Source organism: Rhizobium gallicum bv. gallicum R602sp (assembly GCF_000816845.1).
GTDB lineage: Bacteria > Pseudomonadota > Alphaproteobacteria > Rhizobiales > Rhizobiaceae > Rhizobium > Rhizobium gallicum.
On the sequence record NZ_CP006877.1, the window covers coordinates 67,501 to 88,391 of the forward strand.

Annotated in this window: 15 protein-coding genes, 1 tRNA gene, 2 rRNA genes and 1 pseudogene (1 of these 19 running past the window's edge); 9 read left to right on the forward strand and 10 right to left on the reverse strand. The window is 58.9% G+C overall.

Features of this window, described 5'->3' with window-relative positions:
* The 4 genes and pseudogenes from RGR602_RS00320 to RGR602_RS36820 form a co-directional block, all read left to right on the forward strand.
* Nucleotides 1-1,546 (forward strand): 23S ribosomal RNA (locus tag RGR602_RS00320); it begins 1,410 nt to the left of the window's first position.
* 111 nt (nt 1,547-1,657) lie between these two features.
* Nucleotides 1,658-1,772: ribosomal RNA gene (gene rrf, locus RGR602_RS00325) — 5S ribosomal RNA — on the forward strand.
* 106 nt (nt 1,773-1,878) lie between these two features.
* Nucleotides 1,879-1,955: transfer RNA gene (locus tag RGR602_RS00330), tRNA-Met, on the forward strand.
* Between the two features lie 62 nt (nt 1,956-2,017).
* A pseudogene (locus RGR602_RS36820) lies at nt 2,018-3,372 on the forward strand (IS3 family transposase).
* A 217-nt stretch (nt 3,373-3,589) separates the two neighbouring features.
* On the opposite strand, the gene RGR602_RS00345 reads toward RGR602_RS36820, so the two are convergent.
* The 7 genes from RGR602_RS00345 to RGR602_RS39155 form a co-directional block, all read right to left on the reverse strand.
* A complete protein-coding gene (locus tag RGR602_RS00345) occupies nt 3,590-4,573 on the reverse strand; it encodes an ABC transporter ATP-binding protein (protein WP_039846554.1) in 984 nt (327 codons plus the stop codon).
* Nucleotides 4,574-4,585: 12 nt separating this feature from the next.
* Nucleotides 4,586-5,554: an ABC transporter ATP-binding protein gene (locus RGR602_RS00350; RefSeq protein WP_039843449.1), complete on the reverse strand. Its 969-nt coding sequence runs from the start codon at nt 5,552-5,554 to the stop codon at nt 4,586-4,588.
* 12 nt (nt 5,555-5,566) lie between these two features.
* Entirely contained in the window at nt 5,567-6,778 is a 1,212-nt protein-coding gene (locus tag RGR602_RS35100) for an ABC transporter permease (RefSeq protein WP_063855984.1), read from the reverse strand.
* Complete coding sequence (locus RGR602_RS00360; RefSeq protein ID WP_039843450.1) at nt 6,775-7,755, reverse strand: ABC transporter permease; 981 nt, start codon at nt 7,753-7,755, stop codon at nt 6,775-6,777. The genes RGR602_RS35100 and RGR602_RS00360 overlap by 4 nt, the downstream gene beginning before the upstream one ends.
* On the reverse strand, nt 7,755-9,158 hold the full coding sequence (locus RGR602_RS00365) for a class-II fumarase/aspartase family protein (protein WP_052451464.1): 1,404 nt from the start codon (nt 9,156-9,158) through the stop codon (nt 7,755-7,757). The genes RGR602_RS00360 and RGR602_RS00365 overlap by 1 nt, the downstream gene beginning before the upstream one ends.
* Before the next feature lie 66 nt (nt 9,159-9,224).
* Nucleotides 9,225-10,298 (reverse strand): ABC transporter substrate-binding protein, encoded by a 1,074-nt coding sequence (locus RGR602_RS39150; protein ID WP_203226192.1) that lies wholly within the window; start codon nt 10,296-10,298, stop codon nt 9,225-9,227.
* Nucleotides 10,277-10,831 carry an ABC transporter substrate-binding protein gene (locus RGR602_RS39155; RefSeq protein WP_203226179.1) on the reverse strand — a complete coding sequence of 185 codons (555 nt, stop codon included), beginning with the start codon at nt 10,829-10,831 and terminating at the stop codon, nt 10,277-10,279. The genes RGR602_RS39150 and RGR602_RS39155 overlap by 22 nt, the downstream gene beginning before the upstream one ends.
* A gap of 126 nt (nt 10,832-10,957) precedes the next feature.
* Here RGR602_RS39155 and RGR602_RS00375 point away from each other — a divergent pair, with 126 nt between their 5' ends.
* The gene (locus tag RGR602_RS00375; protein ID WP_082046474.1) at nt 10,958-11,842 is read left to right on the forward strand and encodes a LysR substrate-binding domain-containing protein; all 885 of its coding nucleotides are present in this window, start codon (nt 10,958-10,960) and stop codon (nt 11,840-11,842) included.
* 324 nt (nt 11,843-12,166) lie between these two features.
* On the opposite strand, the gene RGR602_RS00380 is transcribed toward RGR602_RS00375, so the two are convergent.
* Nucleotides 12,167-13,168: an NADP-dependent oxidoreductase gene (locus tag RGR602_RS00380; RefSeq protein WP_039843452.1), complete on the reverse strand. Its 1,002-nt coding sequence runs from the start codon at nt 13,166-13,168 to the stop codon at nt 12,167-12,169.
* Between the two features lie 45 nt (nt 13,169-13,213).
* Complete coding sequence (locus RGR602_RS00385; protein ID WP_039843453.1) at nt 13,214-14,029, reverse strand: oxidoreductase; 816 nt, start codon at nt 14,027-14,029, stop codon at nt 13,214-13,216.
* Between the two features lie 90 nt (nt 14,030-14,119).
* On the opposite strand from RGR602_RS00385, the gene RGR602_RS00390 reads away from it, so the two are divergent.
* On the forward strand, nt 14,120-14,551 hold the full coding sequence (locus RGR602_RS00390; RefSeq protein WP_039843454.1) for a winged helix-turn-helix transcriptional regulator: 432 nt from the start codon (nt 14,120-14,122) through the stop codon (nt 14,549-14,551).
* Between the two features lie 371 nt (nt 14,552-14,922).
* Here the strand turns inward: RGR602_RS00390 and RGR602_RS00395 are convergent, their stop codons facing one another.
* Nucleotides 14,923-15,540: a TetR/AcrR family transcriptional regulator gene (locus RGR602_RS00395; RefSeq protein WP_039843455.1), complete on the reverse strand. Its 618-nt coding sequence runs from the start codon at nt 15,538-15,540 to the stop codon at nt 14,923-14,925.
* Nucleotides 15,541-15,663: 123 nt separating this feature from the next.
* On the opposite strand from RGR602_RS00395, the gene RGR602_RS00400 reads away from it, so the two are divergent.
* Genes RGR602_RS00400 through RGR602_RS00410 form a run of 3 tightly spaced genes read left to right on the forward strand, consistent with a single transcriptional unit; the run spans nt 15,664 to nt 20,887 of the window.
* Nucleotides 15,664-16,740, forward strand: coding sequence for an efflux RND transporter periplasmic adaptor subunit (locus RGR602_RS00400; protein WP_039843456.1), 1,077 nt, complete (start codon nt 15,664-15,666; stop codon nt 16,738-16,740).
* Nucleotides 16,737-17,822 carry an efflux RND transporter periplasmic adaptor subunit gene (locus RGR602_RS00405; RefSeq protein ID WP_039843457.1) on the forward strand — a complete coding sequence of 362 codons (1,086 nt, stop codon included), beginning with the start codon at nt 16,737-16,739 and terminating at the stop codon, nt 17,820-17,822. The genes RGR602_RS00400 and RGR602_RS00405 overlap by 4 nt, the downstream gene beginning before the upstream one ends.
* A complete protein-coding gene (locus RGR602_RS00410; protein ID WP_039843458.1) occupies nt 17,819-20,887 on the forward strand; it encodes an efflux RND transporter permease subunit in 3,069 nt (1,022 codons plus the stop codon). The genes RGR602_RS00405 and RGR602_RS00410 overlap by 4 nt, the downstream gene beginning before the upstream one ends.
* Nucleotides 20,888-20,891: the final 4 nt, after the last annotated feature.

Consider the following 20,891-nt stretch of genomic DNA (forward strand, 5'->3'; position numbering starts at 1 on the left):
CAGTCGTGAGACATCCTGGAGGTATCGGAAGTGCGAATGTCGACATGAGTAACGATAAAGAGGGTGAGAGACCCTCTCGCCGAAAGACCAAGGGTTCCTGCTTAAAGTTAATCTGAGCAGGGTTAGCCGGCCCCTAAGACGAGGCGGACACGCGTAGTCGATGGGAACCACGTTAATATTCGTGGGCCTGGTGGTAGTGACGGATTGCTCAACTTGTAAGGTCTTATTGGATTGATCTTGCAGGGACGCGGTTCCAGGAAACAGCTCCACCGTATAGACCGTACCCGAAACCGACACAGGTGGTCAGGTAGAGTATACCAAGGCGCTTGAGAGAACTATGTTGAAGGAACTCGGCAAATTGCACGCGTAACTTCGGAAGAAGCGTGACCCCATTTTGGGCAACCAGGATGGGGTGGCACAGACCAGGGGGTAGCGACTGTTTATCAAAAACACAGGGCTCTGCGAAGTAGCAATACGACGTATAGGGTCTGACGCCTGCCCGGTGCTGGAAGGTTAAAGGGAGAGGTGCAAGCTTTGAACTGAAGCCCCAGTAAACGGCGGCCGTAACTATAACGGTCCTAAGGTAGCGAAATTCCTTGTCGGGTAAGTTCCGACCTGCACGAATGGCGTAACGACTTCCCCGCTGTCTCCAACATAGACTCAGTGAAATTGAATTCCCCGTGAAGATGCGGGGTTCCTGCGGTCAGACGGAAAGACCCCGTGCACCTTTACTATAGCTTTACACTTGGCATTCGTGTCGGCATGTGTAGGATAGGTGGTAGGCTTTGAAGCGGGGACGCCAGTTTCCGTGGAGCCATCCTTGAAATACCACCCTTATCGTCTATGGATGTCTAACCGCGGTCCGTTATCCGGATCCGGGACAGTGTATGGTGGGTAGTTTGACTGGGGCGGTCGCCTCCGAAAGAGTAACGGAGGCCGCGCGATGGTGGGCTCAGACCGGTCGGTAAATCGGTCGTCGAGTGCAATGGCATAAGCCCGCCTGACTGCGAGACTGACAAGTCGAGCAGAGACGAAAGTCGGTCATAGTGATCCGGTGGTCCCGCGTGGAAGGGCCATCGCTCAACGGATAAAAGGTACGCCGGGGATAACAGGCTGATGACCCCCAAGAGTCCATATCGACGGGGTTGTTTGGCACCTCGATGTCGGCTCATCGCATCCTGGGGCTGGAGCAGGTCCCAAGGGTTTGGCTGTTCGCCAATTAAAGCGGTACGTGAGCTGGGTTCAGAACGTCGTGAGACAGTTCGGTCCCTATCTGCCGTGGGTGTAGGAATATTGACAGGATCTGTCCCTAGTACGAGAGGACCGGGATGGACATATCTCTGGTGGACCTGTTGTCCTGCCAAGGGCATAGCAGGGTAGCTACATATGGAAGGGATAACCGCTGAAGGCATCTAAGCGGGAAACCCACCTGAAAACGAGTGTTCCCTATCAGAGCCGTGGAAGACGACCACGTTGATAGGCCGGGTGTGGAAGTGCAGCAATGCATGAAGCTTACCGGTACTAATAGCTCGATCGGCTTGATCGTTCTCATTGACAATGCTCATCAAAAATGAGCCTGACCCTTACCGGTCAAGACGTGTTCAAAAAAAACGAAGTGAAAACTTCTCCAGCTTCTCAAATCGTTGCGCTTCGCTGACCTGGTGGTTATGGCGGGGTGGCTGCACCCGTTCCCTTTCCGAACACGGCCGTGAAACGCCCCAGCGCCTATGGTACTTCGTCTCAAGACGCGGGAGAGTCGGTCGCCGCCAGGTCTGCGAAACGCAACAAATCAAAAATCTTCTCAAAAACAATAAAACGGCAAATAAGCCAGATAAACCGGCCGCAAATCAAGCGGTCCGTTCCGCTCAATCAAAATAACGCGGGGTGGAGCAGCCCGGTAGCTCGTCAGGCTCATAACCTGAAGGCCGCAGGTTCAAATCCTGCCCCCGCAACCAAAGCAAGCCCGCCACGATGAACTGACCCCCGAAAGTTGGACACCGACCTTCGGGGGTTTTGCATGTCCAAGTACAGCTTAGCGTTCAAGCAGTCCGTCATCGCCGCTTATGAGAGCGGCACGGAAGGGGCACGCGCAGTAGCGGCTCGGTTTGACGTTGATCATTCGACGGTGCGCAAATGGGCTGCGGCTCATGCGGCGCATGGCGTGTCTGGGTTGGTAAAGAAATACAGCTCCTTTGACGCGTCTTTCAAGCTTTCGGTATTGCAGCGGATGTGGGACGATGGGCTTTCCTATCGGCAGACGGCTGCGATTTTCAACATCCGCAACAAGAGTAGCCTTGTCGATTGGGAGACGTGTTACGAGCGCGGCGGGATAGAGGCGTTGGCCCCGCGGTGTAGAGGAAGGCCCCGATTGATGCCCAAACCGCCTACCACCGATGAACCGCAAGCCTTGGCGAGCGATGACACGAAGAGCCGCGAGGAGTTGCTTTCGGAACTGGCCTATCTGCGCATGGAGAACGCTTTCCTAAAAAACTGGAGGCCTTAACGCAGGAACAACAGCGGCTCAAAAAGCGCAAGCCGTTCACGCGTTAAGGCCGCTCCATTCGTTTGCCGGTCTGCTGCAATTGGCAGGCCTGGCCCGCAGCACGTTCTACTACCAGCAAACGGCAGCATCGCTGGCCGACCGCCATGCCGCGCTCAAAGACAGCATCAAAGCCATCTTCGCCCTTCACAAGGGGCGCTATGGCTATCGCCGCATCACGGCTGCCATCTGCCGACTGGGACAGCACGTCAATCACAAGACAGTTCAGCGGCTGATGGGGCAAATGGGTTTGAAATCGCTGGTGCGGCCGAAGAAGTATCGGTCCTACAAGGGCGCTACCGGCCGCACCGCTCCCGATCTCATCCAGCGCAAGTTCACGGCTGAGGATGCAAACCAGAAATGGGTGACGGATGTGACCGAGTTCAACGTTGCGGGCGAAAAGCTCTATCTCTCACCGGTCATGGACCTCTTCAATGGCGAGATCATCGCCTTCGAGACAGCCCGCCGTCCCGTCTTCAAACTCGTGGAAAAAGGCGCTGGACCGGCTGGGGAGCGGCGAAAAGCCGATCCTGCATTCCGATCAGGGATGGCACTATCAGATGACCGCCTATCAGCGCACGCTTGAAAAACACGACGTCATCCAAAGCATGTCACGCAAAGGCAACTGCCTCGACAACGCGGCAATGGAAAGCTTCTTCGCGGTGCTGAAATCAGAGCTGTTCTACCCGACCAAATTCGCCAGCATTCAAAGCCTGCAGTCCGCCATCACCGACTATATCAACTACTACAATCACGACAGGATCAAAATGAAACTCAAAGGGCTGAGTCCTGTACAATACAGAACCCAGCCCTTAAATCTGCCTTGCCTTTAGACCGTCCAACTTAATGGGGTCAGTTCACGACGGCGGGCTTTTTGTTTGCGCGAGGACGGCGTGAAGCGACCATAAAGCGCTTGTCTGTGAAGTGCTACCGAATTTCTTGAACATCTCACCTGAACCGCCGGGACGTGGATCGTAGCCCTTTCGTTGCAGTGCGCCGATCAGGGGTAGCTCGGCATCCCGCTCTCAAGTGCATCGTTGTCCATGCTCCTTATTGAGCTTCAACATTCAAGCATGCGTGAACGTGCCCCGACGCAATCTCTCGCAACTCCGGACGTGTCCGTCTGCAATGGTCGGTCGCAATTGGACAGCGCGGATGGAAATGGCAGCCGGGGGGCGGGTTGAGCGGCGAGGGGATTTCGCCCTGGATCGGCATGAACTTGCGTCGCTGCAGCGAGATCTTCGGCATGCCGTCGAGCAGCATGCGCGTATAGGGGTGCGCAGGCGACGCGAAGAGCTGCTCGGTCTCGGCAAGCTCCACGACGCGGCCGAGATACATAACGGCTACCCGGTCGCACAAATGGCGGATGACGCCAAGATCATGGCTGATGAAGATCATCGCAAGGCCGCTGTCGCGCCTGATGTCCATCAGGAGATTGATGATCTGCGCCTGGACAGACACGTCGAGTGCGGCCACCGCCTCATCGCAGATCAGCATGTCGGGCTTTACTGCCAGCGCCCGGGCGACGCCCACGCGCTGACGCTGACCACCGGAAAATTGATGAGGGTAGCGGCCGACGCCGTCCGCGGGCAGGCCGACGCGCGCAAGGATGTCGACCACATAATCCTTTACCAGTGAGCGCGGCACTAGTCCGTGCAGGACTGCCGCCTCGCCGACGATCTCGCCGACGCGTAGGCGCGGATTGAGAGAGGAAAGCGGGTCCTGGAAGACCATCTGGATTTTCAGTGCATCGCGCTTACGGGTAAGGAAGCTGTCGTAGGGCTCACCGCGGAAGTGCCGCTCGCCGGAGGAGGCAGGCAGAATGCCGGCGATCATCCGCGCCAGTGTCGATTTCCCGCAGCCGGATTCGCCGACGACGCCAAGTGTTTCGCCCTTGCGCAGCGTGAGCGAGACGTTGTCGACGGCGCGCAGCACGGTGGGCGGGCGGTCACGCAAAAAGTGGTTCGCGAGATCGCGAAATGCGCTGCGTCCCGCTATGAAGCTGCGCGACAGATCCTTTGCTTCGAAGATCATCTCGTTCACGCGTCAGCCCTCGAATGGATGATAGCACCAGATGCGGTGCGTGGCCGATAGCTCCGTCGCCGGCACCGGCTCGCTGCAGATCTCCGTCGCCCGCTCGCAGCGGCTGGCGAAGGGACAGCCCTTTCCGAGCGAAAGCAGCGAGGGCATGTTGCCCGGGATCTGCCTCAGCTTCTCCCCAGGTATGTTGCGCGAGGGAACGGAATCGAGAAGCTTGCGGGTGTAAGGATGGCGCGGGGAGCCGATGATATCCTCGGTCGTGCCGATTTCCATCATCGCGCCCGCATACATGATCATGATCCGGTCGGCGAGTTCCGAAAGCGTCGAAAGATCGTGAGTGATCCAGATCATGCCGAGGCCGCGTTCATCGATCTGGCGGCGGATATGGTAGATGATCTGAGCCTGGATCGTCACGTCGAGAGCCGTCGTCGGCTCGTCTGCGATGATCATGTCCGGTCCGAGCAGCAGGGCGGTGGCGATGACGACGCGCTGGCGCATGCCGCCCGACATCTCGTGCGGATAGGCGTCCAGCCGCTCCTCCGGCGAGGGAATCCCCACGGCCTTCAGCGCCTCGATGCAGCGGTTGTGCTTCTCCTTGCGGGAGACATTCTCGTGTTCTTCGATCGCTTCGTACATCTGGTCGCGCACGCGCATCAGCGGATTCAGCGTCATCAAGGGGTTCTGGAAGACCATGGCGATCCGCCGGCCGCGATAGCGGCGCATCGCCTCGAAGTCGAGTACCGTCAGCTCCGTACCATCGAGCGAGATCGAGCCGGAAACGATGCGGCCCGGCTCATCGACCTGGCCCATGATCGACATGCCCGTCACCGATTTGCCCGAACCGGATTCGCCGACGATGCCGAGCACCTCGCCGCGGCGAAGGTCGAAGGAAATGTCGCGCACCGATTTCATCACCCCTTGGCGAGTGAAGAACCAGGTGTTGAGGCGGTCGACTTGGAAGAAGGGTTTCGTCATTGCCCGGCTCCTCTAGCGGTCGAGCCGCGGGTTGTTTAGATCGCGCAACCGGTCTCCGAGCAGGTTCATGGCGACGATCATCACCAGCAGCACCACCCCCGGATAGATGCTGATCCAGTACTTGTGCGAGAAGATGAATTCGTAGCCGCTGGCGATCAGCATACCGAGCGAGGGCCTGGTGAGCGGCAGGCCGACGCCGAGGAAACTCAGTGAGGATTCGAGCGAGATCGCCGCGGCGATGTTGAGCGTGAAGAGCACGATGATCTGCGGCATGCAATTCGGAAGCACGTGGCGCAGCATGATGCGTGTGGGCGAAAGGCGCAGGCACCTTGCCGCCTCGACATATTCCTTGCTGAGTTCGCTCATGGCGAAGGAGCGGGCCGTGCGCGCATAATAGGACCATTGCACGATGACGATGGCGAGCACGACCTTGCTGACGCCGTTGCCCAGGATGGCGAGGATCGCAAGCCCGACGAGCAGGGCCGGAAGGCCGAGCATGAAATCGACCGCACGCATGATGATCGCGTCTGTCATGCCGCCACGCCAGGCAGAGAGAAGCCCGAGCCCGGTGCCGAGCAACATCGCGGCGCCTGCCGCCACCAGCCCGACGAAGACGCTGATCCTGATGCCGTAGAGGATGGCGGAAAGCATGTCGCGGCCGAAGCTGTCGGTGCCGAGACGAAAGACGAAATTCGTCTCCTGATCGAGGGATTTCGCGATGGCGAGGACGGTGAAGTTTTCAGGGAGCGGGCCGTTCGAAACGATCCTGACCTTGCCGCCCTCCGGGTTGTCCACGGTCCACCAGGGCTGGACGATATGCTTCCTACCGCCTTCCACGGTGGCGCCGGCCGGCAGGTTGCGGATCTGCAGGCTGGCGAACTTCGTGCCTTCCGGCAGCACGCCGACGCTGAGACAGTTCGGTCCGCAGGACTCGGCCGCGATACTATTGCGGGTCTGTGCCGGTGCGGCGGGTTCGACCGAGGTCGCACCGTCCTGCAGGCGGATGTTGGCGCGGACTTCCTCTCCCGGCAGCATGCGCTTCGAGCCGGCGGGCTTCAATGCGTCCGAAAGCTGAAGCTGCGTCAGGTCGTAGGGGTCCGTTGGCGAGATCAGAGGTGCGAGGAGGGCGCACGCGACGAAAACGAGGCTGATCAGCAGACTGATGATGGCGGTGCGGCTTTCGGCGAAACGCAGCGCGAAATTGTTGAATTCGGTCATGCTCATGCCGCGCGCCTCAGAACGGATTTCACGCGCGGATCGATGGCCATATGCAGGATGTCGACGATGAAGTTGATGGCGATGAACAGTAGCGCCGTATAGGTGAGTTGGGCCACGATCAGCGGACGATCCAGTACCTTGATCGAGTTGATCAGCAGCTTGCCAAGCCCGGGCCAGGAAAATACTGTTTCGGTGATCACACCGTAGGCCAGCAGGTTGGCGAGTTCGATCCCTGTTACCGTGATGAGCGGAACCAGCGCATTGCGCAGGATATGCCTGACGACCACCTTACGGCTGCGCACGCCTTTCGCATAGGCGAACTTAACGAAGTCGAGGCGGGAGATTTCCATCGTCGCGGCGCGCGTGACGCGCATCAGCAACGACATCTTGAGGAGCGCCAGACTGAAGGCTGGCATGACGACATGCGACCAGCCGTCAAGCGTCCAGAGGCTGGTGGTGATGCCGAAATGGGTCGTCACCTGGCCCCGGTCGCCGACCGGCAGGATTGGCAGAGCGATGCCGAAGGCGACGATCAGGAGCATGCCCTGCCAGAAGGTGGGGATGCTAACGCCGATCAGCGAGAAGGCTATGACGCCACGCCCGAGCGGCGATTCCGGTCTAAGCCCTGAGTAAAGCCCGGCCGGCACGGAAACGGCAATGGCGATGATGAAGGCCACCAGACCGAGTTCGAGGCTAGCCGGCAGGCGTTGCAGCAGGATGCTGGTGACGGGTTCCTTGTAGACAAAGGAGGTGCCCCAGTCTCCCTGCACGGCATTGCCGAGGAAGATCAGGTATTGCTGCCAGAGCGGCTTGTCGAGCCCGAGTGCGGTGATGGCGGCCAGCCGGTCGGCCTCTGAAGCCTCCGACGAAATCAGGATGTCTGCCGGATTGCCGATCAGCCACACCCCGACGAACAGCACGACCGACAGCACAAAGATCACGACCACGCTTTGCAACAAACGCTGCAGCACGAAGGAGAACATCAGCGGGCAGCCTTCAGGTAGGCGTTGATGTTGCGCTGCTCTACGGTCGGCATCGCCCCTGCCGCAATATCCTGGACCAGCGATCCGAAATGCAACGCATATTCGGCGCATATGCCGCCCGTACTGCTGGTCTCAAGCCGGTTCTCGATCTCAGCGCGCAGTGCCTGGCCGCCCGGGAGTTGTGCCAGTTCGTCGAGGAACGGCGCCTTGCCGGCTGCTGCTGCCATGGCGGCATCGTGCACCAGCTCATGGCCCCTGTGTTTGCCGAGCGTCTCGCCAAGCCGCATCATAGCGAACTCGCCGAAGATCGCCCCGTGCGACAGGTCCAGATTGGCCCGCATCCGCTCCGTATCGACATAGAGGTCGCGCGCCAGAAGCTCGGTCCGCACGAGGATTTCGGAAATGGCGCTGATCACCTCCGCTAGTCCGTCCTCGAACATCTGGTTGGCGCTGCCGTCGGATTCGAACGGGCGATGGGCGGTCGCCATCAGCATGCCGGCGCAGGAATAGAGCTTGTTGCTGTTGGCGATGATGCCGTAGCAGAGGATCGGGTTGATCTTCTGCGGCATGGTGGAGGAGCCGATAGTGCCTTCGATGCGACCTTCGTGCAGCTCCCCGTACTCCTCGGAGGAACTCTGGTAGACCTCTTCCGCGATCTTGTGGCAGATGGAAGCCGTCAGGCTCAGCGCATTGACATACTCGCACATATGCGTGCGGATCGCCCGCGAGGGAATGGCCATTTCGCCCATGCCGAGAAGTGCTGCCACGCGTGACTGGAAGGCCGGGCCCTGCCTGCCCAGAGCCGAGAAACAACCAACTGCGCCACCGGCTATGACGACGAAGGCACGCTTTTCGGCTTCCCGAAGCCTATCCGAGGCCTGAAGGAATTCGTCGATCCATACCGCGACCTTGAAGCCGAAGGTGATCGGCACCGCATGACGATAATGGGTCCGCCCCGCCATGACGGTTTTCGCGTAGGTGCGGGCATGGCGGCCGAGATGGCGCAGGATGTCGGCGAGCAGCCCGTCCAGCACTGCCTGGGCACGCTTGGCGAGCAGCAGCAGTCCGGTCTGGATGACGTTCTGCGTGGTGATGCCCCAGTGGACATACCCGCCGTGCCGTGGGCCGCAGAGCCGGACGAGCTCGTTGATCAGCGGCATAAGAGGGTGACGGGTCGTCCGGTACGACGTGCCCAGCCGGTCCACGTCCAGATACTCGTAACGGCAATGTTCAGCGACCACCTCCGCCGAGGCAATCGGGATCATGCCGAGCTCTCCCTGAGCGAGCGCTACAGCCTTTTCGACATCCAGGAAGGCTTGGTACATGGCCGGCGGAGCAAAAGCGTCCCGCAGTCCCCGGTAATCGTATTGTGACGTGAGGGCGTCGTTGAATTCTGTACCCATCTGGCTTCGCACTTTCATGAATGAGAAGACAAGGCCGGCGTGACCGCCAGCCTTGCCAGTATCGTCTTATTCGGGGCGCGCGGTGTAGAAGATGTTGGTCAGGTTGGCGTTGGGGTCGTAATGCACGCCATTGCGTACGCCCCAGACGCCGAACTCGTGGTAGAGCGGCACATAGCCGTGGTCATCGTAGACTTCGACCACCGCCGCACGGATCAGCTCTTCCCGCCTGGCGTCGTCCAGCGTCGACTGTGCGTCTTCAAGCGCCTTGTCGGTGACCTTGCTGGAATAGCGCCCACGGTTTGCGCCGCCCCAGCCGCGGTCGGGATTTCGGGTGCCGGCGAGGTTGATCATCTGGCTCAGGCCTTCGCCCGTGTCGGCGGCGGCACCGGCCAGATAGAGGCTGAACTCGTAGGCGCTCGCCTTGGTGAAGTAGATACTGAACGGGAAGGTCTCAAGCGTCACGTTCAGCCCGATCTGCGAGAGCATGGCGGTGACGGCCTGAGCGACTTGCGCGCCATTGACGTAGCGGTCGCTGGGGGCGTTCAACGTCATCGAAAAACCGTTCGGATAGCCCGCGTCGGCCAGCAGGCGCTTGGCCTCCTGCGGATCATAGGGATAAGGCTGCAGATCGGGATTATGGCCGAAGACACCGTCCACGATGATCTGGCTTGCCGGTTGAGCCATGCCGCCCATCACGGTTTCGGCGATCTGCTCGCGGTTGATAGCGAGGTTGAGCGCCTTGCGGACACGCGGGTCAAGGAAGGGGTTCTTTCCGTCTGTACCGGAAACCTTCGGCGTCTTTTCCTGACCCTGGTCGGGCAGCAGGAAGATTAGCAGCGTGGAAGGAATGGACGACAGGTGGTACTTGCCCGAGGACTGGATGCTGTCGATGCTGTTGATTGGCACGGCGTTGATGACATCCACCGAACCGCCGAGCAGGGCGGCGATGCGGGCGCTGTTGTCCGGCAGGGATTTGACCAGCACCGAATCGTAGGCAGCCGGCGTGCCGTAATACTGTTCGTTGCGCTCTAATCCGATCTCAACATCAGGCGCGAACTTCTTGACGCGGTAGTGCCCGATGCCGGGCGATACCTTGCCGCTGTTGAAGCCGGCTGTCTCTAACCAGTTGTCGTTCCGCAGGTCTTGTCGTCATAGGCCAGCGTGCGGCCGGTCGAATTCTGGACGATGCCGATATTACTCAAGCTGCGCAGCAGGTTCGGATCGGGTTTCTTGGTGTCTATCTCGATCTTGCCATCGCCGGCATCCTTGATATCGGCGATCGTGGCGATGAAGCTGCTAAAGAGGCCGGGGCTGTTCGGCACATTGCGCACCCGGCAGATCGAATAGATCACGTCGTCGGCTCCGAGCGCATTACCGTCGTCGAACTTCGCCTTCGGCTCGAGCGTGATGACCCATTTGGTATCACCTTGGATCTCCCATGATTTCGCAAGGCGCGGTTCGACGCTGCCATTGACGCCGTTGGTGTAGACGAGCGCGTCCGAAATGTTCTCGCGAAGATCGAAGTTGTAGCCGGCGCGGTGGAAATGCGGATCGACCGAGGTGGCGAGCGCGGCGAGACCCACGCGCAATTGTTCAGCCGCTGCCGGAAGCGGCACAAGCGATGTCGCGGCTGCGAGCGCCAAGCCGAAAGATGCCAGTGACAAGTTTTTCATAGTCCTCCTCCCATTTATTCTGTGGGACCGTATCGCCGCGCTGCCTGGTGAAAAATCGAATTTTTCTGGACTCGATTGAGTTTTTCTCAATTGAACGATAGAGATGGCAGCGGGAGGAAAATACAAATGCAAACAAGGCGTAGGGACCTGCCACCCATGACCTCGCTTCCGGTGTTCGAATCGGTGGGGCGGCACATGAGCATTGCCAAGGCGGCGGACGAACTCTGTCTGACATCCGGCGCGGTTAGCCGGCAGATCCAGAATCTTGAATCATTCCTCGGTTGCGATCTCTTCGAGCGGTCGCATCGAAGGATCTCATTCACACCGGTCGGCGAAGTCTACTGGGATAGGATCCATGTTTCACTCGGCCAGATACGCGCGGTGACGAGCGACCTATCGGTCGGCGTCGACCGGCGACCGCTCGTCATCGGCAGCCCGCGCGTCTTTCTGCAGAAATGTATCATGCCGGTGCTTGGAACGCTTTATGCTCGCCGTCCCGACATCGTCGTAAAATTCGTTACGGGCGGGCATGATGTCGAGGGGGTGGACGGTGCAATCCATGTGGGCGAGGCAATCAGCAAAAAGGGATTCGTGTGCGAGATATTGGGCGACGCTGACCTCATACCGGTCTGCAGCCCTGCCTATCTTCGCCGCGCGCCACCCCTCGATACGCCCGACGATCTGGAACGGCATACTTTGCTTCGTTCCGCGGAATTCACCCGCAACTGGGAGCGTTGGCTGGGGCCGCGCGCTCCAAGAATTTTTTCCAGCACACGCTTCATCGATCTCGAAAGCTCCGGCCTCGAACTGACGGCCGCCGTCGAAGGACTTGGCATTGCGATTGTTCGCCAGAAACTGGTCAAGCAGGAACTGGCGGATGGTCAACTCGTTGCGCTGTTCGAGAAAGACATGGTGCATGAGCACTATTTCTTTATGTTCGCCGATCCGAAACTTCGGTCCGACAGTTTCAGATTCTTTCGCAATTGGCTGAGGGACGCGGTTGTGGAATAGAACAGGCCGTTGTGTCAGTCCACGGCGCGCTAACATACCTGAATTCTTCTGGTGCGCGGCCGTTCTATTTTCTCTTTTTGAGGCTTTTTCGTTGCTTTGGGACGAGAAGCGGAAATCATTGTCGCAGAACTCACCAACAGTCTTAGAGGTTGCAAGTCTCTGTGTGATCAGGCCCCCGCAACCAGAATTTAAATAGGCAGCAAGAAAGCCGTCCCAGCGTGGAGGGCTTTCTTGCGTTTGGGCCCAGCAATTCGATCTCGAGAGTCCAGGCTCGGTGGCCGGTTTTGTTAAAGACGCCGGAGTGAGCGCCAATTGGCCCAGACATCACTTCACCGCGACGACGACCTTCCCTTTCGCACGACCCGTTTCGACATAGTTGAGCGCCTCATTCGTCCTCTCGAACGGGAAGACCCGGTCCATCACGGGGCGTATGTCACCCGCCTCGATCAGGGATGTGATTTTTCCCAGCTGCCCACCGTTCGCTGTCATAAAGACAAACGAATAAGTGATGCCTTGGCGTTTCGATTCTTTCCTGATGCTGAAACTCAGCAGGCGCATGACCTGTTGAAGGAGCCAACCAGAGCCGTTCTGCCTCGCGAAGTCCGGATCGGGAGGACCGGAAATCGAGATCAGCTTTCCACCCGGCTTCAGAACAGCCAGGGATTTCTCCAGCGTGTCCTTCTCGAGACTGTTCAGCACGACGTCGTAGCCGTGCACCACTTTCTCGAAATTATCCTTCTTATAGTCGACGACGACATCCGCTCCGAGGTTTCTAACGAGATCGACATTAGCTGTGCTCGTCGTCGTTGCCACGGTCGCACCGAGATACTTGGCAAGTTGGATGGCAATCGTTCCCACGCCACCTGAGCCGGCATGGATCAGAATCTTCTGTCCCTTCTTGAGGTTCGCCCGTTCGACAAGCACCTGCCAGGCGGTCAGGGCGACGAGCGGCAGCGATGCCGCCTCTTCCATCGTGAGGTTCTTCGGCTTCAGTGCTAGATCGGCCTCATCGATGGCGACATATTCTGCAAATGTCCCGATGCGATCTTGGGCCGGACGTGCATAGACCTCGTCACCGGGCTTAAACTGCCGGACTTTGGCCCCGACCCGGACCACGACGCCCGCTAACTCGTTGCCGAGCACCAGTGGAAGGCGGTAGGGCAGGATGAGCTTGAACTCGCCGTCCCTGATCTTGTTATCCAAGGGGTTCACCCCGGCGGCATGGATCTCCACCATGACATCGTTGTCGCGCAGTTCCGGCTCCGGACTATCACCGAGCCGTAGAGCCCCACCTTTTGTATAGCGATCAACTAAGAATGCCTTCATGAGTACTAACTTTCTTTCTTTTCCCAAGGTGACGGCAATTGGGGGTTAGGCGGGAAGCCTGTTGAATTTCCGAAGATTTTTGTCGACGAAAGACTCGGGCATGAAGCGGCGCAGGAAACGGACCAGCCCCGCAGCCTTTCCTACGGTGTAACGCCTCTTCGGTGATGCTGCGTTGGCCGACTTGACCACCATGTTGGCGACGATCTCGGGTGCGTCTCCCGTCTCGACAATCTCTCGCATCAGCTTCTCAGCGTCGGCACGAACGCTATCGTACACGGCGAGCGGTTGATCCGCGCGCGTGAGATTTTCCTCGAACGATGTGCGGGTGACCCCAGGTTCCACCAGTACGACGCGAATGCCTTGCGTTCGCACTTCATGGTCGAGCGATTCCGAATATCCCTCAATTGCGTGCTTGGTCGATGCATAGAGGGCGTTGAAGGGGGCAGGAATGAGCCCGAGAATGGAGCTCATGTTGATGATCCTGCCTTTCCGTTGGCGTCTCATGATCGGTAGTATTGCATTTGTTAAACGCATGACGCCGAAGACATTCACGTCGAACAGAGTTTTTGCTTGCGCGGCAGAGGACTCCTCAGCACCTCCGAGCAGTCCAATTCCGGCATTGTTGACGAGAAGATCAATCCGTCCTGCACGGCTCACGACATCATCGACGAACTTCTGTACAGACTCGTCGTCGGTGACGTCGCAAACCAGCATTGTCACACCATCGTCGGTGTTGGCCATCGGCTTCCGGCTGGTTCCGAACACCCGGTAGCCATTGCGCCGCAACGCTCGTGCGGCCGCCATTCCAATGCCCGACGATGCGCCTGTGACCAGGGCGACTCCGCGTTCTGTCTTACTCATCTGTCTCTGCTTTCATTTTTGTCGTGGAATATCGATGCAAACTAGGTTACTATCAATTTGAAAGTAAGTCACTATCAAAAAGATATTAACATGCCGGACCTTTCGGACCAGCCATGCCTGATCGCCCGTAGCCTCGCGTTGGTAGGGGACGCATGGAGTATGCTGATACTGCGGGACGCCCATGCTGGGCTCACCCGCTTTGATGAATTTCGGAAGAGCCTTGGCATCGCGCCCACAATTTTAACCCGTCGGCTTTCCGCGCTTACCGACGAGGGGCTGCTGGAGAAACGGCGCTACTCGGAGCGGCCGCCACGGGACGAATATGTGCTGACGGAGGCCGGTCGGGACTTTTTGCCGGTTCTGTTTTCGATCGGCGCGTGGGGGCGAAAGCACCGCAACAAAAACGGTGTAACCCGGTTCTTTGACGCCGAGACTGGAACGGAGATTGATCCTGTCACGATCGACCGCACAACCGGTGCTCCGATCGGAACACGTCCAATACGCATCGCCGCACCCGAATAACCCGCCCCATATGGTGGACCTATGGTCGGTTATGGCCAGGCACCGGTGCCATCTTTATCCATAAGGCCCACTCGACTGCCTTTTCCGCAGTTCGCCGTACCGGCAGGGCAGCCGCGCGTCCGGAACGGTCGGGGGACTGCCAGCTTGCGGGTTCATGCTGCGGCGCTCCCGTAGAGGAGCGGGTGATTTGCTGCGCTCCCCTTGAGCATATCGAGATCATCCAGCGTCACCTCGCGAAAACTGTCGAACAGTTTAGCAGATCGCCCGCCGGAGCAGCGACCAACCGCCAAGGCCGGGTATTCAGCGACCTGCATGGGATAAGACGCAGCAGCAGCCCCAAGAAGGCGTTTAGTTCTGGGCGAATGAAGCGGTCAAGCCATTAGACCATGCATAATGAGATCGAGATGCGCTTCCAGGTAAGTCGTCTTGTCCAGAGCTCTTCGATCATTGAAAATGAGCTTGAAAATCAGCATGGCGATGGCAGGAGCCACTACCGCGTCGGCGAATGCCGCTGGCGCCGGCCGGAACTCGCCTTGGTTGACACCCTCATCGATGAGGGATTGCAAATGAGCGTTGAGTGGGTCGATGAACTCTTCGTGGTGCCGATCGACGACTTGGGGAAACCGTGATCCTTCCGCGATGACGAACCTCATCAGTTCCCGCAATCTGCGGTTCTCGACAATGCGATCGTAGAGCATCGCTATAAGGCCCTCAAGCCGCTCCGAACATGTTCCGCTTAGCTCATGGGCACTAGCCAGGAGATCTTCGAACGGCACGGAGATGTGCCTGATCATTGCCTCAAAAAGCTGCTCCTTGGTTTCGAAGTAAACGTAAATCGTCCCCTTCGTTACTCCGACCCTGTCAGCGATGTCTTCAACGCGTGTCGCCACGTAGCCGCGTTCCACGAACTCCTCAAAGGCCGCATCGAGGATCTGTGCAGGGCGGCGCGCTTTCTGCTCCGCACGCGTCAGTTTCTTCATATCAGGCATGTCTCACCCTTGGGCGCTCCTTGTCATTCCGTGGCCTGGCACGAGGCAATTTTCCGCAATTTCTATTGACTAATGAGTCAGTCAATTATATCGATCGCGCGAACGGATGCAAGAGGTCAATTCATGAGAACTATCCTTGTCGCCGCCTTGCTGGCCATAGGCGCAGTCGCGCTTTCGTCGTGCGAGAAGCAGGCCACGAATGAGGTGAGGCCCAAGAGGGTGGAGACTGTCGTCGTGAAGACGGCACCTGTCGGCGAAATCAATTTCATCACGGGCGAGGTAAGCGCGCGCGTGCAGAGTGACCTGTCCTTCAGGGTCAGCGGACGGATCGTCGCGCGCCTTGTCGATGTCGGCGCGTTCGTAAAGGCAGGACAGGTGCTTGCGCGCATCGACGCTGAGGAACAGAAGGCTGATCTGGATGTCGCCACAGCGAACCTGCAGTCAGCTAGAGCCCAGCAGACGCAAGCCCAGCTGGCCTTCGGTCGGCAGCAGAATCTCTTTAAGGCTCAGGTCACGACCCGGGCAGCGCTTGACCAGGCCCAGGAGGCGCTGCTGACGGCCCAAGGAAGCCTGAAATCGGCGCAAGCCCAGCTCGACACGGCGCGAGACGCTTTCTCTTACACGGAGCTGCGCGCCGATGCCGACGGCGTGATCACGGCGAGAAACGCCGAGATCGGCCAGATCGCGCAGGCTGCGCAACGGATATTCACGCTTGCCCATGAAGGACCGCGTGACGCGGTCTTCAACGTCTACGAATCCCTCTATCTCGGACGAAAGCTTGAGGACAAAGTCACGGTTGGCCTGCTTTCGACTCCATCCCGGAAAGTAGATGCGGCTGTACGCGAGATCTCGCCAACCATTGACCCATCGACTGGAACGATCAGGGTGAAGGTAGGTCTCGAAGGGGCGCCGTACATGTCGCTTGGCGCTCCGGTCGTCGGCTCCTTCCGTTCCATCACACAGGACACAATCGAACTGCCATGGTCGGCAATGGCCTCGAAGGGTGGCCAGCCTGCCGTTTGGGTCGTGGACCCCTCGTCGTCCAGCGTGTCCATCCGGCCGGTTGATGTTTCGAGCTATGGCACCGGCCGGTTCGCTGTGCGCACGGGCGTGTCTCCAGGTGAAATCGTCGTATCCGATGGTACCAAATTCCTACGGCCCAACGAGGTCGTCTCCTATGACAAGGAAGCCGCGAAATGAGTATCCGTGTAACATCCGGGCTGCTGCTGCTTGGCCCATTGCTGCTGTCGTCTTGCCAAAGGCAGGATGAAGCGCGTGAGGAACCGCCTCGCCCCGTTCTTTCCGTTGTCGCCAAATCAACAGCCGCTTCGTCCCTGAGCCTGCCAGGCACAGTCGAGGCCAAGATCGAGACCGAACTTGGATTTCGCGTCCTCGGACGGGTGATAACCCGCAAGGTCAGCGTCGGCGACATCGTCAAGAGGGGTGACGTCGTTGCCGCCATTGATCCGCTGGCGCTAGAGCTTGCGCTCAGAAGCGCGCAGTCCGAACTTTCCAATGCGCAGGCACAGCTGACAAATGCTGTCTCCACGGAAGAGCGGCAACGGAGTCTGACCGAAACAAGGTCTGGAAGCGAGGCCGCTTTCGAGGAGGCTCAACTGGGGCGGCGCAGTGCCGTTGCTGCCGTCGCAAAAGGGCAGGCCAATCTGGACAAGGCCGAAGAACAATTGAGCTATGCGCAGCTTCGCGCAGAATTCGATGGCGTTGTGACGGCCACCTCTGCGGAAGTGGGTCAGGTTGTTGCCGCAGGCCAGAGCATCGCCACCATTGCCCGTCCCGATCAGCGGGATGCGGTCATTGATATACCGGATGCGAGCTTCGACGGCCTCAAGGTGGGATCGCCCTTCGAGGTTTCCCTCCAGCTAGATCCAACCATTCGCGCGAGCGGTGTCGTTAGAGAAATTGCACCCGAAGCCGAGACGACGACCCGTACACGCCGCACGAAGATAACGCTCGTCAACCCGCCGGCGGCGTTTCGCCTGGGCGCGGTCGTGACGGCAACTGCGACCATTGCAGCCCAGCCACTGATCCTGCTCCCATCGTCCTCGGTGCTGATGAAGGATGGGAAACCGAACGTCTGGGTCGTCGATACCACGGCCGGCAAGGTCTCCATTCGGGCGATCAAGATGGACGGAGACGTTGCGGAAGGAGGCAACATTCGCATCGCTGAAGGCGTCAATCCGGGCGAACGCGTCGTCGTTGCCGGTGTTCACAAGCTTACTGACGGCCAGGCTGTCGGGCTGGATCAAGGGGAAAACCCGTGAAAAAATTCAATCTTTCCGACTGGGCACTCGAGCACCGTTCGCTCGTCTGGTATTTCATGATCGTCTTCATCCTTGCCGGCGCGTTTTCCTACATCGGTCTCGGCCGCGAAGAAGACCCGGACTTCACCATCAAGACCATGATCATCCAGGCGCAATGGCCCGGTGCATCCGCCGAGGAAGTGACCAAGCAGGTCACCGACCGTATCGAGAAGAAGCTCGAAGAGCTTGAGTCGCTTGACTACACCCGCAGCGAGACGGTCGCCGGACGGACAACGATTTTCGTGGAGCTATTGCCGACCACCAAGGCCCGGGATGTCAATCCAACCTGGATGCGCGTCCGCAACATGATCGACGACATCAAGGGAGATTTTCCGAGCGGCGTCGTGGGGCCGTTTTTCAACGACCGCTTCGGCGACGTTTTCGGCAATATCTACGCCTTCACCAGCGACGGGCTCACGCAGCGCCAGCTTCGCGACCTTGTCGAGGACGCCCGCGCAAAAGTCTTGACCGTTCCCAATGTCGGCAAGGTGGACATTATCGGTGCGCAAGACGAAGCGATCTACCTTGAATTTTCGACTCGAAAGATTGCGGCCCTTGGTATCGACCAGCAATCGGTTATCGAGACACTGCAGGCGCAGAACGCCGTCACTCAGTCGGGTTTCGTTGACGCTGGCCCCGAGCGCATCGCCTTGCGCGTCGGTGGTCAGTTTACATCGGAGGAAAGCCTCAAGTCGATCAATCTGCGTGTCAATGACCGGTTCTTTCCGCTGACCGATGTTGCCACGATCAAACGCGGCTATGTCGATCCTCCGTCGTCACTGTTCAGATACAACGGTCAGCCCGCGATCGGTCTCGCCATCGGCATGAAAGCCGGGGCAAATCTGCTGGAATTCGGCAAGGCGCTCGACCAGCAGATGGATCGCATCGTGACCGATCTGCCGATCGGCGTGGATGTCCAGCGCGTTTCCGATCAGCCTCACGTCGTCGACGAAGCGGTCTCGGGCTTCACGCGCGCTCTGTTCGAAGCAGTCGTCATCGTCCTTGCGATCAGTTTCATCAGCCTAGGCGTTCGCGCGGGCCTGGTTGTCGCAATCTCGATCCCTCTTGTGTTGGCGATCACGTTCCTCGTCATGGCCTATTCGGGCATTTCGCTGCAGCGTATTTCGCTCGGCGCGCTGATCATTGCGCTTGGCCTTCTCGTCGACGATGCGATGATTGCCGTCGAGATGATGGTCGCCCGGCTCGAGGCAGGTGACGATCTGAAAAAAGCAGCAACCCATGTCTACACGTCTACGGCCTTCCCGATGCTCACGGGCACCCTCGTAACGGTCGCCGGCTTCATTCCCATTGGCCTGAATAACAGTGCCGCGGGCGAATTCACCTTCACTCTTTTCGTGGTGATAGCTGTCTCACTCCTGGTCTCATGGATCGTCGCAGTGTTGTTCACGCCACTTTTGGGCGTGAGCATCCTTCCCAACACGATGAAGTCGCATCATGAACAGAAAGGCCGGCTGGCGAGAGCTTTTTCGTGGCTTTTGAACCTTTCCATGCGGTGGCGCTGGATCACCATCGGCGCGACAGTCGTTGCCTTCGCGCTCTCCATCGGCGGAATGAGCCTTGTGCAACAGCAGTTCTTCCCTTCCTCTGACAGACCCGAACTGATCGTCGATTGGAATCTGCCGCACAACACTTCGATCTTCGAGACGAACAGGCAGATGGCCAAGTTCGAGCAGGAGATGCTCGCGAACAATAAAGATATAGAGCACTGGACGAGTTATGTCGGACAAGGTGCTCCCCGCTTCATCCTGTCCTTCGATGTTCAGACACCCGACGTGTCGTTCGGGCAGACCATCATCGTGACCAAGGGGCTTGATGTTCGCGACAAGGTCAAGAGCGAACTGCAGGACTATCTAACGAAAACCTTCCCCGGGACCGATGCGTTCGTAAAGCTCCTGGACATCGGGCCTCCGGTCGGCAAGCCTGTGCAATATCGCATCAGCGGGCCGGATATCCAGAAGGTTCGCGATATCGCCCAGCAATTTGCGGGCATCGTCGGCCAGCATCCGCTGCTCTCCAACATGACCTTTGACTGGAATGAACCGTCGCGTGTCGTGAAGGTCGATGTTCTGCAGGACAAGGCGCGGCAACTGGGCGTCTCGTCGCAAGACATTGCAACAACCCTTAACGGGATCGTGGAGGGATCGTCGGCCACGCAGATCAGGGACAACATCTATCTCATAGATGTGATCGGCAGGGCCCAAACCTCGGAGCGCGGCTCCATCGAGACGCTGCAGAACCTTCAGCTGCCTGGCTCAAACGGCAAATCGGTACCGCTCTCGGCAGTTGCCAATTTCCGCTACGAGCTGGAGCAGCCGACGATCTGGCGTCGCACGCGCACGCCGACAATCACCATCAAGGCTGCCGTCGTCGGGCCGACACAGCCGGCGACTATCGTCACCGAACTGCAGCCCAAAGTCGATGCGTTCGTCAAGGGTCTTCCAGCCGGCTACAGCATCGCCAACGGCGGTTCCGTCGAGGAAAGCGCGAAGGCGCAAGGACCGATCGCTGCGGTCGCGCCGCTGATGTTGTTTGCCATGGCGACGATCCTCATGATCCAGTTGCAAAGCTTCAGCAGGTTGTTCCTGGTGTTCGCAGTGGCTCCAACGGCACTCATCGGAGTGGTTATAGCACTGCTCTTCAGTAACGCGCCCATGGGATTCGTCGCAATTCTTGGCGTGCTTGCGCTGATAGGGATCCTGATCCGGAACTCTGTCATCCTGGTCGTGCAGATCGAACAGCTTCGGAGCGAAGGCGTGCCCCCATGGCGCGCCGTCGTCGAGGCGACGGAGCACCGGATGCGTCCGATCATGCTGACGGCGGCGGCCGCGACCCTGGCGCTCATTCCAATCTCCCGGGAAGTCTTCTGGGGTCCCATGGCCTACGCCATGATGGGGGGTATTGTCGTCGGTACCGCACTCACTCTTCTTTTCCTTCCGGCGCTCTACGTGGCGTGGTTCCGGATAGGGAAAGAGAATCTGGGGGAGCGGAAACCCGCACATTCCTAGCGTT